This window comes from Cupriavidus sp. KB_39, from assembly GCF_052114485.1.
In the GTDB taxonomy this organism is placed as follows: Bacteria; Pseudomonadota; Gammaproteobacteria; order Burkholderiales; family Burkholderiaceae; genus Cupriavidus.
The window spans coordinates 1-16,078 of the sequence record NZ_JBFREV010000038.1 but is presented as its reverse complement, the minus strand read 5'-3'; the positions used below and the strand labels follow the sequence as shown (position 1 = coordinate 16,078).

Genomic DNA, 16,078 nt, shown 5'->3' with positions numbered 1-16,078 from the left:
GCCAGCCGATGTCTGCCTGCGGCTATCGATATGCGGGCCGCAGCGCCTAAGCATCCTCGAAAAAATTCGTCGTGACGTGTAGGGGGGCCATGCTCCAATGGCCGCTTGTTCCCCCACTCGCTGCACCATGACCAACCTYTCGGAATTGCACGTCCTACAGCGCTCCGGTGCGCCTGTGCGGCGCATTGCGGACGACGCCGAAGCCATCGCCGTGGCGCATGCCCTGGCGGCCGATTTTGCCGAAGGCGCCGCGCGACGCGACCGCGAGCGCATCCTGCCCTGGGACGAACTGAACCGCTGGTCCGGCAGCGGGCTTGGGGCGATCACGATTCCGCGCGTGTTCGGCGGTGCCGGCGTGTCGTACGCCACGCTCGCAGAGGTCTTTGCGATCCTCAGCGCCGCCGATGGCTCGCTGGGTCAGATCCCGCAGAATCACTTCGGTCTGCTCGGCGTGCTGCGCGAGATCGGCACGCCGGCGCAGAAGCAGCGCTACTACGCCGAGGTGCTCGCCGGGCAGCGGCTTGGCAATGCRGGGCCGGARCGCCGCTCCGCCACGAGCCAGACCGTCCTGCAAACCGGCACGCGGCTGCGCCGCACAGAACAGGGCTTGCGGCTGACTGGCCAGCGCTTCTATTCGACCGGCGCGCTGTTCGCGCATCGGGTGCCCGTACGCGCGCTGGACGACGAAGGCCGCGCCGTGCAGGCATGGGTGCCGCGCGATGCGGCGGGCCTGACCGTGAACGACGACTGGTCGTCGTTCGGCCAGCGCACCACCGCCAGCGGCACGGTGCTCTTCGACAACGTGGCCGTCTCAGAGGAAGACGTGTTGCCGGTCTGGCAGCTTGCGGAGCGCCCCGGGATCTACGGGCCGACTTCGCAGCTGATCCAGGCCGCCATCGACCTGGGTATCGCACAGGCTGCCTTTGACGATGCCATCGCCTTCGTGCGCGCCTACGCGCGGCCGTGGATCGACGCCAAAGTGGAGCACGCCACCGACGATCCCTATCTGATCGGCGATGTCGGCCGGCTTGCCGTGGATCTCCACGCCGCGCGCGAAGTGCTGGGCGAGGCTGGGCGCGCGCTCGATGCCATCGCCGCAGGCYCGGTGACGGATGCGCTGAGCGCGGAGGCGTCGGTGGCCGTGGCGGAAGCCAAGGTGCTGACCACCGAGATCGCGCTCGCGGCCAGCGAGAAGCTGTTCGAGCTGGCGGGCTCCTCCGCCACGCGCGCCAAGCACAACCTCGACCGCCACTGGCGCAAYGCGCGCACCCATACGCTGCACGATCCGGTGCGCTGGAAGCTCCACCTGATCGGCAACTATCACCTCAACGGCGTTCAGCCGGCACGGCACTCCTGGAATTGATATGACCTTGCTGTTTACGCCTCCACCTGCTGCCGATCATCGGGACAGCCGTCCCGCACCGGCCGCGCCGCCGCCGCGCGCCCATCGCATTGCCGATGACGCCGAAGCCATCGCCGCCGCGCAACTGCTGGCGGAACGCTTTGCCCCCGMCGCCGCGCTGCGYGACCGCGAGCGCCGMCTGCCGTGGGAAGAACTCGACGCGCTGAGCGCCAGCGGCCTGCTGGGCATCACYGTGCCGCGCGAGCACGGCGGCGCCGGCGTGTCCAACGGCACGCTGGCCGAAGTGATCGCAACGCTCGCTGCTGCCGATGGCTCGCTGGGCCAGATCCCGCAGAACCACTACTACGCGCTCGAAGTGCTGCGCGTGGGCGGCACGGCGGCGCAGCGAGCGGCGTTCTACGCCCGGGCGCTGGCCGGTGAGCGCTTCGGCAATGCGCTGGCCGAGATCGGTCACAAGGACTTCAAGCGCCGCACGCGGCTGGTGCCGGATGGCGACGGCTTCCGGCTGATCGGCAACAAGTTCTATTGCACGGGTGCRRTCTTCGCGCACCAGATTCCCACGCTGGCCGTGGCGCAGGAGGATGGGCGCGAGGTCACTTACATCGCTATCGTGCCGCGCGATGCAGCCGGCATCACCATCGTCGACGACTGGGATGGCTTTGGCCAGCGCGTCACGGGTAGCGGATCGGTGACCTTCGACAACGTGCGCGTCGAGGCGGACTGGGTGCTGCCGTTCCAGGCGTCGTTCGAGACGCCGACCACCATCGGTCCCGTGGCGCAGCTGATGCATGCGGCCATTGACCTTGGCATTGGGCACGGCGCGTTCGCCGCCACGTTGCCGTTCATCCGCGATCATGCGCGGCCCTGGGTGGATGCGAAGGTCGCACATGCCAGCGAGGATCCGCTGACGATCCATCAGGTCGGTGACGTCAAGGTCAGGCTCCGCGCCGCCGAGGCGYTGGTGCGGCGGGCCGGGCGCATCGTCGATGCGGCGCAGCGCAGCCCCGACGCCCAGACCGTAGCGGCGGCATCCATCGCCGTGGCGGAAGCGCGCGCGGCCACAACCACCGCCTCGCTGCTGGCCGGCACCCGGCTGTTCGAACTGGGCGGCACGGCATCGACGCTCGACGGGCAAGGGCTAGACCGCTTCTGGCGCAACGCGCGCACCCATACCCTCCACGATCCGGTGCGATGGAAGTATCACGCCATCGGCAACTACTACCTCAACGACCGCCTGCCGACGCGGCACGGAGCCCTCTGATGGCGCGCAAGCAGATCCTGCTCAACGCGTTCAACATGAACTGCGTCGGGCACATCAATCACGGCCTGTGGACCCAYCCGCGCGACCGCTCCACGGAATACAACACGCTCGAATACTGGGTGGAGCAGGCGCGCACGCTGGAGCGCGGGTTGTTCGATGGGCTGTTTATCGCCGATATCGTCGGTGTCTACGACCTCTATCGCGGCAATGTCGATGTCACGCTGCGTGAGTCGATCCAGCTGCCGGTCAACGATCCGCTGCTGCTGGTACCGGCCATGGCCGCCGCCACGCGCCACCTCGGCTTCGGCGTAACCGTCAACCTGACCTACGACGCACCGTACCTGCTGGCGCGGCGCTTCTCCACGCTCGATCACCTGACGCGCGGCCGGGTTGGGTGGAACATCGTCACCGGCTATCTGGACAGCGCGGCGCGCGCCATGGGCCTCGACGGGCAGTTCCCGCATGACGAGCGCTACGACCGCGCCGACGAGTATCTGGAGGTGCTCTACAAGCTCTGGGAGGGCAGCTGGGAGGAGGGCGCCGTGCTGCGCGACAAGGCCTCGCGCACATTCGCCGATCCGGCCCGGGTGCACAAGGTGGTCCATCACGGCCGCTACTACGACGTGGAGGGYTACCACCTGGCGGARCCCTCCGCGCAGCGCACCCCGGTGCTATTCCAGGCCGGCAGTTCGGGGCGCGGGCAGCAGTTCGCGGCGCGCCATGCGGAATGCGTGTTCATCTCGCCGCCGAGCAAGGAGGCGGCACGCAAGACCGTCAGCGCACTGCGCGAGCAGTTGGTGGCGGCGGGCCGGCGCCCGGATGACGTCAAGGTCTTTGCCGGCGCTGCCGTGGTCACGGGCCGCACCGAAGCGGAGGCGCGCGCGCTCCACGCCGAGTACCGCGACTACGCGAGCCGCGAAGCCGGGCTTGCGCATTTCGCCGCCAGCACGGGCGTGGACTTCGCGCGCTATGGCCTCGATGAGCCGGTGGACTATGGCGGCGGCAACGCCATCGAGTCCGCGCAGCGCACCGCCGCCCAGCATGGCTGGACGCGCCGCAAGCTGCTGGATCTGTTCGAGCTGGGCGGACGCTATCCCGCCATCGTTGGCGACCCCGCACAGGTGGCCGACGAACTCGAGTCCTGGATCGACGAGACCGGCATCGACGGCTTCAACCTGAGCCGCACCGTGGTGCCGGAGAGCTACACGCACTTCGTCGACCTGATCGTTCCCGAGCTACAGAACCGGGGCCGCTACAAGACGGCCTATGCCGAGGGGTCGCTGCGCCACAAGCTGTTCGGCGACGGCGACCGCCTGCCAGATCGCCACGCGGCCGCGCAGTTCCGCCGCCTTTGATTCTTCATCCTGCCCATCACCATGCTGAAATCCTCRCTGCTGCTTCCCCTGTTTGCTTCGCTGGCGATCGTCGCTTCCGCCTCTTCAGCCGCGCACGCCGCGCCGCTCACCATTGGCGTCACGCCGGGCTCGCTGGCCGACTCGGTCGAGGTGGCCGCCACCGAGGCCCGCAAGCAGGGTCTCGACGTCAAGGTGATCGAGTTCACCGACTGGACCACGCCGAACGTGGCGCTGGCTGCCGGGGACCTCGACATCAACTACTTCCAGCATCAGGCGTTTCTGGACAACGCCGTGAAGGAGCGCGGCTACAAGTTCCGCAGCGTGGCGCTTGGGGTGCTGCCCAACATCGGCCTGTATTCCACCCACATCAAGCGCTTCGGCGACCTCAAGGACGGCGCGCGCGTGGGCGTGGCGAACGATCCGGTGAATCAGGGGCGCGGCCTGCTGCTGTTGCAGAAGGCGGGGCTGATCARGCTGCGCGATGGCGTGGGCGCGAAGGGCAGCGTCAACGACATCGTGGACAACCCCAAGAAGCTCAAGTTCGTGGAAGTGGAGGGGCCGCAGCTCGTGCGCGCGCTCGATGACGTGGACCTCGCGCAGGGCTACCCGGCGCACTTCGTCAACGCCGGCAAGCCGCAGGTGGCGGGCTCCGGACTGCTCTACTCGGGCATCGACGACACCTACTTCGCCATCCGCTTCGTGACGCGGGAGAATAATGCCAGCGATGCCCGCGTGGCGCGCTTCGTGAAGATCTACCAGGAGTCGCCGGCGGTGCGCAAGCAGCTCAGCACCTCGTTCGCGAACAACGACAAGCTCTACAGCCTGCCCTGGCTGAAGCCCTGACTGGAGACTCGTGCAGATGGCCGCCACCTTTCCGTTGTTCCGCAGGGGACTTCTCCAGACTGCTTCGCGTAGCGCGCCGCCGGTGGCACGCGCGGAAGGCACAACCGCGCCCAATGCGGGTTCGATCCGATTCGAGGGCGTGGGCAAGACTTATCACGCGGCGAGCGGGCCGGTGGAGGCGCTGCGCGAGATTGACCTTGAGATTCCCGCTGGCGGCATCTTCGGGATCATCGGTCGCAGCGGCGCGGGGAAGTCGAGCCTGCTGCGCACCATCAACGGGCTGGAGACGCCGAGCGCAGGCCGGGTCACCGTGGGCGGCGTGGACGTGGCGACGCTGGGGACGGGCGAGCTGGTGACGTTGCGCCGGCGGATCGGCATGATCTTCCAGCACTTCAACCTGCTGTCCGCCAAGACCGTGGCCGAAAACGTGGCGCTGCCGCTCAAGGTGGCCGGCGTGCCCCGGGCGGAGATCGCGGAGCGCGTGGCGTCGCTGCTGGCGCTGGTCGGCCTCGACGGCAAGGCGGATGCGTACCCCGGCCGGCTGTCGGGCGGACAGAAGCAGCGTGTGGGCATCGCGCGCGCGCTGGTCCATCGCCCCGACATCCTGCTTTGCGACGAGGCCACCTCCGCGCTGGACCCGGAGACCACGCAGTCGATCCTGGSCCTGCTGCGCGACATCAACGCGCGGCTTGGCATCACCATCGTGCTGATTACCCACGAAATRCGCGTGATTCGGGCGATCTGCGACAGCGTGCTGGTGCTGGAACGCGGGGCCATCGCCGAGACCGGGCCGGTGTGGCAGGTCTTCGGGAATCCGCAGCACGATGCCACGCGGGCGCTGCTGGCGCCGCTGGCCACGCGCGTGCCCGAGGACATCGCGCAGCGCCTGCATGCGCAGCCGGAGGGCGCGGGGGACTGGCATCGAGTGGTCGAACTGCGCTATGCCGGCGGCGAGGTGCCGGATCTGTCGCGCGTGGCCGCCGCGTTCGGCGCCGGCGTGCGGCTGCTGCATGGCAGTCTCGACCGGATTCAGGGGCACACGCAAGGCGCGCTGCTGCTCTCCATCCCCGCCCACGCCGCGCTGGAGGCTGCGGTGGCGTCGGCCGGGGCTATCGCCCATCACGTCACCACGCTAGGTTATGTCTCCGATACTCATTGACCGCCTCTGGGCCGCTTTCCTCGATACGCTGACGATGGTCGGCGCCTCCGCGCTGATCGCCGCGCTGGCCGGGCTGCCGCTCGCCGTGCTGCTGGTGGTGACTGCGCCGGGCGGCATGCGGCCCGCACCGCGCTTCCATCGGCTGGCTGGCACCCTGGTCAACGGCTTCCGCGCTACGCCATTCATCGTGTTGCTGGTGGCGTTGCTGCCGTTCACGCGGCTGGTGGTAGGGGTGACGATTGGCGTCTGGGCGGCCGTGGTGCCGCTCGCGATCAGCGCCACACCGTTCTTCGCGCGGATTGCCGAGGTGAGCCTGCGCGAAGTGGACCATGGCTTGATCGAGGCGGCCCAGGCGATGGGATGCCAGCGCCGCCATATCGTCTGGCATGTGCTGCTGCCGGAAGCGTTGCCGGGCATCGTCGGCGGGTTCACGATCACCGTGGTCTCGCTGATCGGGGCGTCCGCGATTGCCGGCGCGGTCGGTGCGGGCGGGCTGGGCGACCTGGCGATCCGCTACGGCTACCAGCGCTTCGATACGGTGGTGATGGTCGTGGTGATTGTGGTGCTGATTGCGCTGGTCACCGGCGTACAGGCAGCCGGCGACCGGTGGGTCAGGCGCTTGCGCCTGCGCTAGTCGGGCGATTCAACCCAGGCGGGCATCGACCAGCACGCGGCCCGTGAGCCGGCGGATGCGGGGATCGACAAAGTAGCCGCCGCCTTCCACATAGCGCAGGAACGCGCGGTCGCAGACCGTGCAGGCCCAGACATCGCAGCGGTTGGCCGGGTAGTACAGCGGCGCCACCGGGGCCTCGGGCGACCAGAAGCCGACGCTGTCGGGGTCGTACTCCTGGAACGTCGCTTCCTCATAGGCGCTGGCAACCAGCGTGCCGATCTTCTTCAGTTGTGCGTCGGGAAACGAAATTGGCAGGCTGGCCCAGCCGCGTAGCGCGTCGGCGGCGCAGGTGCAGTCGGTGGTGACGTGGTCGGTGCGCTGCGCCAGTTGCTGCAAGGCGTCGAAATCAAGGTAAGGAAAGTCTTCCACGGTGGAGGCAAGGCTGGGGAGTGGGGCGATCTTACCCCCAATTCCCCGGCAAGGCGTGTCACACCGTCGGCGCAGTCCGCACACCGCCCGCCCCAGCGATGCGGCGGTCGAGCAGCCAGACCGCGAGCAGCGTGACGCCCATCATCGGGAACACGGCGCCGAGCAGGCCCAGCCCGATGGCCCAGGCGCGCATYGGCGGCAATGCGGCGGGATGGCTCGGTGCGCCGAGCTTGCGCGCCGGCTTGCGCTGGATCCACATCACCAGACCCGTGATGGCCATCGCCATCAGGCCCAACGAAATCGCCGCGCAGATAAGCTGGTTGGCCAGCCCGAAGTAGCGGCCCATATGCAGGGAGGTGCCGTACGAGATGGCCTGCGCCACGGGCCCGTAGTCGGCGAAGCGGAGATCCTTGACGACTCGCCCGTTGGCGGGATCGATATGGAGCGTGCGCTCGCCGCTCGGATCGGCAGGGAAGCAGGACGCGGTATAGACGCCGCCGGGCGCCTTCGGGAAGACCACCTGGCAGCCGGTGGTGATGCCTTGGGCGGCCACCACGGCCACGACCTGATCCAGTGTCAGCGGCGCGGTCTGCGCCGGGGCTACGCTGGGCACGGCGGTCAGGCCGACGGCCCATGGCATGTCTGCCAGCGGCAGCGATTCCATCGTGTGGTGATGCTTGGCGTGATCGGCGCCGGCGGCCGGGGGCGCGGCATGCGCGTGCATGTCGCCCTGACCATCGGCCGGACGGCCGAGATTCGCGGCCGTGGCGAGCGCCTTGAACTGCTTGCCCCACGAACCCGTCCACGGCAAACCGGACAGGATGAACGCCAAGGCGCCCACGGCCAGCCATGCGCCGAGCACGAGATGGATTTCCTTCCATCCGCCGCGCGATCCCGTGGCGGGGCCGGGCACAAAGGCGCGCGCGCCGCGCTGGCGCAGGCGCGGCCACCACATCGCCAGGCCCGTGGCGATCATCACCAGCACCCAGCATGCCGCCAGTTCCATCAGCAACTCGCCCGGCTTGCCGACGAGCAGGGCGCGGTGGATCATGCGCACCTGCTTCATGAAGCGGTCTTCCACGCTCAGGCTGCCGAGGTAGGTGCCGGTGTAGGGGTTCAGGAAGACGCTGTCGCTGCCGCCCGCAGGCAGGCGGAAGACGAATTCGGCGCTCGCCCGGGGATCGGTATTGAGCGTGWAGKTGGTGACTGTCGCCCCGGCGGGCGCGGCCTCCCGTGCGCGGTCCAGCAGGCGCTGGGCAGGTAGCCGCTCGCCGGACGGCTCGACCTTCAGCAACTGCGGGTAGAGCAGGGGCTCGATCTGCGGCTGGAAGCAGTAGAGCGTGCCGGTCACGGCCAGCACGATCAGGAACGGCATCACGAACAGGCCGGCGTAGAAATGCCAGCGCCAGAGCATGCGGTACGAGGCGTCCGCGCTGGCGAGGGCGGCGGGCCGGGGAGCGATTTGGGGCATGAGGCGTGCGAAAAGAACGTGCGCCAAGGATACCTTCCGGGTGACGGTTGCGGCTGCGACCTAATGCCGCTGRCGCGTGTGATCGATCATGCCTGTATCACGTGAACCCGCCACGCCGGGTGGCTACCTGAAAATGCCGGAAATTGGTAATTGGGAAATACCACTCCGGCTCCTAAGCTTGGATCCAAGGCCGCGACGACGCTGCCGCCGCAATCGACTACATCCACTACCGGAGCAAGCCATGCAACACCGTCTCGACTTCTACAAGGCCAGTCCCGCCGCCATCAAGGCCGTCCTCGGGCTGGAAGATCGCATTGCCAAGARCGAACTGGAAAAGTCGCTCGTCGAACTCGTACGCCTGCGCGCCTCGCAGATCAATGGATGTGCCTACTGCATCGACATGCACACCGCCGACGCCCGGAAAGGCGGCGAGGACGACCGCCGGCTGGCCACGCTGCAGGTCTGGCGCGAAACCCSGTTCTTCACGGCGCGCGAGCAGGCCGCGCTGGCCTGGACCGAGGCGGTGACGCTGGTCTCGCAGGATCACGTGCCGGACGCTGTCTGGGAAGCCGTGCGGCCCCATTTCTCGGATGCCGAACTGGTCGACCTGACGCTGCTGATCTCCGCGATCAATACCTGGAACCGCTTCGCGATTGCCTTCCGCAAGRCGCCGGCCTGAGCGACGGGCGCGTGATGCGGGCGAGGTATCATCGCCGCTGCATCGCGCCAACCATCGCTCAGACCATGAATCCCACCTCGATTTTCTTCGCCCAGGCCTGTCTGGTCGTCGGCACACCGCTGCTGCTGTGGCGCGGCTTGCGCATGGGTGGCATCGTGCCGCTCGTGGTCATGCAGATCGTGGGCGGCATTCTGCTGGGGCCGTCGCTGCTCGGGGCCTTCTGGCCGGATAGCTGGCAGGCGCTGTTCGGCGCCACCCGGCTGACCGCGCTGACCGGCCTGCAATGGCTGGCCGTGGTGCTGTTCGCCTTCCTGTCCGGCCTGCACATTGGCGGGGGCGAGGCGCGCGGCCTGCGGAAGATCGCCATTAGCGCCGCGCTGGGCTGCGTGCTGGTGCCGTTTGTGCTGGGCGTGGGCGCCGGGCTGGGGCTCGGCCACTATCGGCCCGGGCTGCTTGGGGAGGCCGCCACGCCCTGGCAATTCGCGATTGCCGTGGGGGTGTCGATGGCCGTGACCGCGCTGCCAGTGCTCGGCGCCATCCTGCGGGAAATGGGCTTGAGCGATTCCACGGCCGGCCGGCTGGCGGTGGCCTGCGCGGCGGTCAGCGATGCCGTCATCTGGATCGTGCTTTCGTGCATTCTCGCCAGTACCGGGCAGGCCGCCCAGGCGCCGCTACAGCTGGTGCTGACCGGGGCCGCCTACGTGGCCGCCATGTTCCTGATCGTCCGGCCGCTGCTGGCGGCGGGGCTGCCGCGCCTGCGCGGGACGGACGCCCGGCTGGCTGCGGTGGTGGTGCTGATCTTCGGCTCGGCCTGCGCATCGGAGTTGATCGGCCTGCACTACATCCTGGGCGGATTCCTGGCCGGCGTGGTGCTGCCGCGGGGCGCGGCGGCCGATATCGGCCGGCAACTGGAGCCGACCACGGTGGTGGTGCTGATGCCGTTCTTCTTCCTGATGACCGGCCTGCGCACCGACCTGACGACGGCCGGCGGCGACGCCCTCGTGGTGTTTGCCGTGGCCACCGTCGTGGCCGTGGTGGGCAAGATGGCGGGTACGGCGCTGCCGGCGCGGATGGCCGGCCTGGGGCGGCGCGATGCCTGGACGCTGGGCGCGCTGGCCCAGACCAAGGGGCTGATGGAGGTGGTGGTGCTGGCCATCCTGCTCGAGAACCGCCTGATCAGCGCGGCGGCGTTCTCGGGGCTGCTGCTGATGGCCCTCGCCACGACCGTCGTCGCCAAGCCGCTGGCACTGGCGGCGCTGCGGCTGCGCGAGGCCCCCTGACATGATTACCCGCCCGCCGCTGCACTGGTTCCGGATGCTGTTTGTCCTGCGGGGCTCGGTGCTGCCCAAGATCGCCCCGCAGCTCGTCACCATCACGCTGTTTGCCGCGCTGATCACCACCTTCCACGGCCGGATTGGCGACTGGAAGGTGTCGCTGAACTTCGTGCCGTTCTCGCTGATCGGCCTGACGCTGGCCATCTTCCTCGGTTTTCGCAACAGCACCAGCTACGCGCGCTTCTGGGAAGGGCGCACGCTCTGGGGCAGCGTGCTCAATGAAGCGCGCTCGCTGACGCGGCAGGCGCTGACGCTCGGGGCCGACCCGCGCGACGCGCGCCAGCTGGCCTATCGGCTCTGCGCGTTCGTGCACGCGCTGCGCCATCAGTTGCGCGGCAGCGAGGCCTGGCCCGATGTGGCGCCGTTCCTCGACGAGGCGGATGCGGCCCGCCTCAAGGTCGCGAAGTTCAAACCCGCCATCGTGCTGCTGATGGCGGGTGAATGGGTGGGGGAGCGACTCCGTGCCGGTCAACTGGCGCCGCCGCTGGCCCAGTCGATGGAAATGTCGCTGAATCAGCTCAGCACGGCGCTGGGCGGCTGCGAGCGGCTGGCCGGCACGCCGATCCCGTTCACCTACTCCGTCATCATCCATCGGTGCATCTACCTGTACTGCATGCTGCTGCCGTTCGGCCTGCTGGATTCGATCGGGCTGATGACGCCGGTGATCGTCTGCTTTATCGCCTACACCTTCTTCGCGCTGGAGGCGCTCAGCGCCGAGATCGAGGAGCCGTTCGGCGAGGAACCCAATGATCTGGCGCTGACCGCCATGTCCTACATGATCGAATCGACGGTGCTGGAGATGATCGGCGARGCCCCCAAGAGCGCCGCGCCGGCCCACCGGGACTTCATCCAGACCTGACSTTCGCGCCATTTCCCTTTGCGGCGTTCCCGGCCTATGCTGAAGCATCGCGCTGCATGCGGCGTGCCTGCCCACCCCATCCATGGCCAACGCCTCTGCACCGCGTGACGCGCCTGCCTCCCCGTGGCGGCGCTGGTTGCCCGGACTGGCAACCCTGGCGACCTACCAGCCAGCCTGGCTACCCCGTGACATCGCTGCCGGATTGGTCCTGACCACGATGCTGGTRCCGGTGGGCATCGCCTATGCCGAGGCATCGGGCGTGCCCGGCGTCTATGGCCTGTACGCGACGATCGTCCCCTTGCTGGCCTACGCGCTGTTCGGCCCGAGCCGAATTCTGGTGCTGGGGCCGGATTCCGCGCTGGCGGCGCCGATTCTGGCCGTCGTCATTACCGCTTCCGCCGGCGATCCGGCGCGCGCCATCGCCACAGYCAGCCTGATGGCCATCGTTTCCGGCCTGTTTTGCATCGTGCTGGGGCTGCTGCGCCTTGGGTTCATCACCGAGCTGCTGTCGAAGCCGATCCGCTACGGCTATATGAATGGCATTGCGCTGACCGTGCTGGTCAGCCAACTGCCGAAACTGTTCGCCATCCAGATCGAGGATGCCGGGCCGTTGCGCGAGTTGTGGGAGCTGGGCCGGGCGATTGCCGATGGCCAGACCAACGGCTACAGCTTCGCGGTGGGGGCGGCCAGCCTGGTCGTGATCCTGCTGCTCAAGCGCTTCGAGCGGGTTCCCGGCATCCTGATCGCCGTGATCCTGGCCACGCTGGCGGTCGCCTTGTTCCATCTGGATAGCCGCGGCGTGAAGATCCTCGGCGAAATTCCGCAGGGCCTGCCGGCGTTTGCGGTGCCGTGGCTCAGCGAGGCGGATCTGGTCAAGATCGTGCTCGGCGGCTGCGCCGTGGCGCTGATCGCGTTTGCCGATACCAGCGTGCTGTCGCGCACCTTCGCGGCGCGCGCGCATATGCGCGTGGACCCGAATCAGGAGATGGTGGCGCTCGGCGCCGCTAATCTGGCGGCGGGCTTTTTCCAGGGCTTTCCGATCAGCAGCAGCGCGTCACGCACCCCGGTGGCGGAGGCGGCCGGCGCACGCACGCAGTTGACCGGCGTGGTCGGCGCCGTCGCCGTGGCGGCGCTGTTGATGTTCGCGCCCAACCTGCTGCGCTACCTGCCCACCAGCGCGCTGGCCGCCGTGGTCATCGCCGCAGCGATCGGGCTGTTCGAGTTCAAGGACCTGCAGCGCATCTTTCGCATCCAGCAATGGGAGTTCTGGCTGTCGATGCTGTGCTTTGCCGGCGTGGCTGTGTTCGGCGCGATTCCCGGCATCTGCCTCGCCGTGGTGGTGGCGGTGATCGAGTTCCTGTGGGACGGCTGGCGGCCGCACTTCGCGGTGCTGGGCCGGGTGCCCGGGCTGCGCGGCTATCACGACATGAAGCGCTACCCCGAGGCGGCGCGCATCGACGGGCTGGTGCTGTTTCGCTGGGATGCGCCGCTGTTCTTCGCCAATGCCGAGCAATTCCAGCAACGGCTCACCGAGGCGGTGGCGGACTCGCCCACCCCGGTGCGCCGCGTGGTGGTGGCCGCCGAGCCGGTCACCAGTGTCGACGTCACCTCGGCGGACATGCTGCGCGAACTGAGCCACGCCCTGAGCGCGGACGGCATCGCCCTGCATTTCGCCGAGATGAAGGACCCKGTCCGCGACAAGCTCAGGCGCTTCGAACTGACCGAGGTCTTCAGCAATGATCGCTTTCATCCCACCGTGGGCAGCGCAGTGGATGACTATCTGAATTTGCCGGCAGACCCCGCGCGCCCGGGCTGACGCGGCTAGCGTGGCCGCGCTTTCACTCCGTCCACCCGCCGCCCAGCGCGCGGAACGTCGCCACGGCTGCGCGGGCGTTGTCGGCGCGCACGCTGGCCTGCTGGTCACGCGCCGCCAATAGCAGGCGGTCTTCTTCGAGGACTTCRAACAGGCTGACCGCGCCGCCCTTRTAGGCYTCCTCGGCGGCGCCGCGCGAGCGGGCGTGGGCTGCCACTTCCACGGCCAGTTCCCGGCTTTGTACCTCCAGCTGGGTCAGCGCGATGATCGCGTTCTCCACGTCCTCGGTGGCGCGCAGCATGGACTTGCGATAGTTGGCCAGGGCCTCGGCRTTGGCGCCCTTGGCCTGTGCCACCTCGGCATCCACCCGGCCGAAATCGAACAGTCTCCAGCGCAGCCCGGCGATAGCGGCGGGCTGGAATGCCGACGCGGTGAACAGCGTGCTGGCGGTCAGGCTCTCGAAACCGAGCAGGGCCGATATCGACACCTTCGGGTAGTACTCCGCCGTGGCAACGCCGATCTGGGCGTTCGATGCCGCCAAACGGCGTTCGGCCGCGATCACGTCCGGCCGGCGTTGCAGCAGGTTGGCCGGCCCTTGCGCCACGGAGATCTGCGGTACGGTCATACGCTCGGTGGGCGTCGTCAGTTCGGCGCTGTAGGTGCCCGGCTGCGCGCCCATCAACACGTCGAGGCGGTTGAGCTGGGTCTCCAGTTCGATCTGCAACGGCGGGAGGGTGACGCGGGTCTGCGCGAGCTGTGCTTCCGCCTGAGCCCGTTCGCGCTCGGCGCCGATGCCATCGGCCAGGCGCAGTTGCACCAGCTCCAGCAGCCTGGCATTGGTGCGTACCTGTTCCTGTGCGATGGCGATGCGTTGCTGCGCGCCGCGCACGCGGAAGTAGGCATCGGCGGCTTCCGCCACCACCAGCACGCGCACGCCCAGATGCTCGGCTTCGGCGGCCTGGGCTTCCGCGCTGGCCGCCTCGGCGCCCCGGCGCAGGCCACCGGCCACATCGATCTCCCAGCTTGCCCCCACGCCCGTGCTGTACRGCGTCTGGTTGCGGTCATAGCCCGGCAGGTTTCTGCCCAGCCTGCCTTGCGGCCCTTCCAGAGACTGGCGCTGCTTGCCGACGCTGGCGGAGAACGACCCCTGCGGCAGCAATTCGGCACCGGCCCGGCGCGCGGCGGCGCGGGCCTGATCCACGCGGGCGATGGCCGCCGCCAGATCCAGGTTCTGCTCCAGCGCGCGCTGGATGACCCGCGTSAGCGCGGGATCGTCGAAGCCCAGCCACCAGCTATCCAGTGACGGTGCGGGCTGGGTGGCTTCGCGGGCAGCCAGGGCCGCGGCATGCGGRTAGGCCGCCGGCATATTCGCATCGGGCGCGTGGTAGTCCGGGCCGGCTGCGCAGGCGGCGAGGGTGGCGGCGATCAGGGTAGAGAGAAGGCGCGGGAGACCGGCGCGGGTGGGGCGGGGCGAATGAAGCGGCATTGCGGACACCTTTCGACAGCAACTAGGGAGAATTGCATCAACTAACTTGCATGATGATAGTGACTAGTCTAGACTAACTTTCAAATTGATAGCAACGTGTATTTCAAGGAGTCCGGAGATGCAGAAAAAGCCACTTGGCGAGACGCCGTGCCCCATCGCCCGCACGGTTGCCCGGGTCGCTGACAGCTGGAGCGTGCTGATCCTGCGCGAGGCGTTCTACGGCATCACCCGCTTCGATGCGTTCCAGCAGAAYCTGGACATCGCCCCGAACATGCTGACCCGCCGCCTGAACTCGCTGGTGGAGGAGGGCATGYTGGAGCGCCSCCAATACTGCGAGCGCCCGCCGCGCTTCGAATACATCCTGACGGACCGCGGCCGTGACTTCCGCCAGGTGCTGCTGGCGATGCTCGCCTGGGGTAACAGGCATCTCGCGCCCGAAGGCGAAAGCGTGCAACTGGTGGAYCGYCAGACCGGCGAGCGCGTCGAGCCGGTGCTGGTGGATGCCGCCAGCGGACGTCCCATCGTCGGACACGATTTCCACGTCGTGCCCGGCCCCGCCGCCACCGAGCGCCTGCGCCAGCGGCTGGAGCGCTCGGCCGAGGCCTGAGTCGATCCCCTGAATCCATCCCCTTTTATCAACACCGCTGCGCAGGCAGCGGGCAATCCCCGCATGCAGAGAGGAAGTGCCATGAGCAGCGATGCGCTGACTGAACGGGTCGGAGCCGACTCTATTCCCGCGACGAAATCCAAGGTCAGCGCCAAGCGSCTGCTGGCGACTGGCCTGTTGGTAGCGGCCGGGCTGGCCGGGGTGGGCTACGGCTACCACTGGTGGACATCCGCCCGGTTCGTGGAAAGCACCGACGATGCCTACGTCGGCGGCGATGTCACAGTGATTGGCGCCAAGGTGGGCGGCTATATCGCGGAAGTGGCGGTGACCGACAACCAGTCCGTCCGCGCCGGTGACCTGCTGGTGCGCATCGACGACCGCGACTATCGCGCCGCGCTGGCCAAGGCCGAGGGCGCCGTGGCGGCCCAGCAGGCACTGCTGGCCAACCTCGATGCGACGGCGCGCTTGCAGGAGGCGGTGATCGGGCAGGCCAAGGCTGGCATTGCGTCGACCAACGCCGACACCGTGCGCGCCCGAGACGACCAGGCCCGCTACGCCAGCCTGGTGGCCAAGGCGGCGGTCTCGATCCAAAGCTCCCAAAAGGCGGATTCGGACTACAAGCAGGCGCAGGCCAATGGCGAGCGCGCGCGTGCGTCGCTGCTCGCCGCGCAGCGCCAACTGGATGTGATCGGCACGCAGAAGCAGCAGGCGCAGGCCGCGCTGGCGCAGGCGATTGCCGAGCGGGACATCGCCAAACTGAACCTGAGCTATACGGAACTGCGCGCGCCCGTGGATGGCACCGTGGG

The 16,078-nt window shown here is 68.5% G+C and carries 15 protein-coding genes; 12 read left to right on the top strand and 3 right to left on the bottom strand.

Annotated features, from left to right (window positions below):
- The first annotated feature begins 127 nt into the window (after window positions 1-127).
- The 6 genes from AB4Z27_RS23275 to AB4Z27_RS23250 are packed head-to-tail and all read left to right on the top strand — an operon-like array spanning window position 128 to window position 6,615.
- Window positions 128-1,363: an SfnB family sulfur acquisition oxidoreductase gene (locus AB4Z27_RS23275; protein WP_441645362.1), complete on the top strand. Its 1,236-nt coding sequence runs from the start codon at window positions 128-130 to the stop codon at window positions 1,361-1,363.
- Between the two features lies 1 nt (window position 1,364).
- Entirely contained in the window at window positions 1,365-2,624 is a 1,260-nt protein-coding gene (locus tag AB4Z27_RS23270; RefSeq protein ID WP_441645361.1) for an SfnB family sulfur acquisition oxidoreductase, read from the top strand.
- Window positions 2,624-3,979, top strand: a complete 1,356-nt coding sequence (locus AB4Z27_RS23265; RefSeq protein ID WP_441645360.1) for an LLM class flavin-dependent oxidoreductase — start codon at window positions 2,624-2,626, stop codon at window positions 3,977-3,979. Before AB4Z27_RS23270 ends, AB4Z27_RS23265 begins: the two co-directional genes overlap by 1 nt.
- Before the next feature lie 21 nt (window positions 3,980-4,000).
- Complete coding sequence (locus AB4Z27_RS23260) at window positions 4,001-4,822, top strand: MetQ/NlpA family ABC transporter substrate-binding protein (RefSeq protein WP_441645359.1); 822 nt, start codon at window positions 4,001-4,003, stop codon at window positions 4,820-4,822.
- Window positions 4,823-4,838: 16 nt separating this feature from the next.
- Window positions 4,839-5,981: a methionine ABC transporter ATP-binding protein gene (locus tag AB4Z27_RS23255; RefSeq protein WP_441645358.1), complete on the top strand. Its 1,143-nt coding sequence runs from the start codon at window positions 4,839-4,841 to the stop codon at window positions 5,979-5,981.
- Window positions 5,962-6,615 carry a methionine ABC transporter permease gene (locus AB4Z27_RS23250; RefSeq protein WP_092300508.1) on the top strand — a complete coding sequence of 218 codons (654 nt, stop codon included), beginning with the start codon at window positions 5,962-5,964 and terminating at the stop codon, window positions 6,613-6,615. The genes AB4Z27_RS23255 and AB4Z27_RS23250 overlap by 20 nt, the downstream gene beginning before the upstream one ends.
- 9 nt (window positions 6,616-6,624) lie before the next feature.
- Here AB4Z27_RS23250 and AB4Z27_RS23245 read toward each other — a convergent pair whose 3' ends face one another.
- Both AB4Z27_RS23245 and AB4Z27_RS23240 read right to left on the bottom strand, forming a co-directional pair.
- The gene (locus tag AB4Z27_RS23245) at window positions 6,625-7,023 is read right to left on the bottom strand and encodes a hypothetical protein (protein ID WP_441593028.1); all 399 of its coding nucleotides are present in this window, start codon (window positions 7,021-7,023) and stop codon (window positions 6,625-6,627) included.
- A 58-nt stretch (window positions 7,024-7,081) separates the two neighbouring features.
- The gene (locus AB4Z27_RS23240) at window positions 7,082-8,494 is read right to left on the bottom strand and encodes a PepSY-associated TM helix domain-containing protein (RefSeq protein WP_441645357.1); all 1,413 of its coding nucleotides are present in this window, start codon (window positions 8,492-8,494) and stop codon (window positions 7,082-7,084) included.
- A 241-nt stretch (window positions 8,495-8,735) separates the two neighbouring features.
- Here AB4Z27_RS23240 and AB4Z27_RS23235 point away from each other — a divergent pair, with 241 nt between their 5' ends.
- From AB4Z27_RS23235 to AB4Z27_RS23220, 4 genes are all read left to right on the top strand, one after another.
- On the top strand, window positions 8,736-9,173 hold the full coding sequence (locus tag AB4Z27_RS23235) for a carboxymuconolactone decarboxylase family protein (protein WP_441645356.1): 438 nt from the start codon (window positions 8,736-8,738) through the stop codon (window positions 9,171-9,173).
- Between the two features lie 65 nt (window positions 9,174-9,238).
- On the top strand, window positions 9,239-10,453 hold the full coding sequence (locus AB4Z27_RS23230) for a cation:proton antiporter (RefSeq protein ID WP_441645355.1): 1,215 nt from the start codon (window positions 9,239-9,241) through the stop codon (window positions 10,451-10,453).
- A 1-nt stretch (window position 10,454) separates the two neighbouring features.
- Window positions 10,455-11,366, top strand: a complete 912-nt coding sequence (locus tag AB4Z27_RS23225) for a bestrophin family protein (RefSeq protein ID WP_441645354.1) — start codon at window positions 10,455-10,457, stop codon at window positions 11,364-11,366.
- An 82-nt stretch (window positions 11,367-11,448) separates the two neighbouring features.
- A complete protein-coding gene (locus AB4Z27_RS23220; RefSeq protein ID WP_441645353.1) occupies window positions 11,449-13,182 on the top strand; it encodes a SulP family inorganic anion transporter in 1,734 nt (577 codons plus the stop codon).
- 22 nt (window positions 13,183-13,204) lie between these two features.
- On the opposite strand, the gene AB4Z27_RS23215 is transcribed toward AB4Z27_RS23220, so the two are convergent.
- Window positions 13,205-14,665, bottom strand: coding sequence for an efflux transporter outer membrane subunit (locus AB4Z27_RS23215; protein ID WP_441645352.1), 1,461 nt, complete (start codon window positions 14,663-14,665; stop codon window positions 13,205-13,207).
- A 118-nt stretch (window positions 14,666-14,783) separates the two neighbouring features.
- On the opposite strand from AB4Z27_RS23215, the gene AB4Z27_RS23210 reads away from it, so the two are divergent.
- Both AB4Z27_RS23210 and AB4Z27_RS23205 read left to right on the top strand, forming a co-directional pair.
- Window positions 14,784-15,272: a winged helix-turn-helix transcriptional regulator gene (locus AB4Z27_RS23210; RefSeq protein WP_441645351.1), complete on the top strand. Its 489-nt coding sequence runs from the start codon at window positions 14,784-14,786 to the stop codon at window positions 15,270-15,272.
- Between the two features lie 81 nt (window positions 15,273-15,353).
- Window positions 15,354-16,078 (top strand): HlyD family secretion protein (locus AB4Z27_RS23205; RefSeq protein ID WP_441645350.1); only part of this gene is annotated, 725 nt, incomplete at its 3' end.

Bases quoted from the DNA above. Each gene is read 5' to 3' on its own strand.
- AB4Z27_RS23250 (WP_092300508.1), top strand. From the start codon at position 5,962: ATGTCTCCGATACTCATTGACCGCCTCTGGGCCGCTTTCCTCGATACG.
- AB4Z27_RS23230 (WP_441645355.1), top strand. From the start codon at position 9,239: ATGAATCCCACCTCGATTTTCTTCGCCCAGGCCTGTCTGGTCGTCGGC.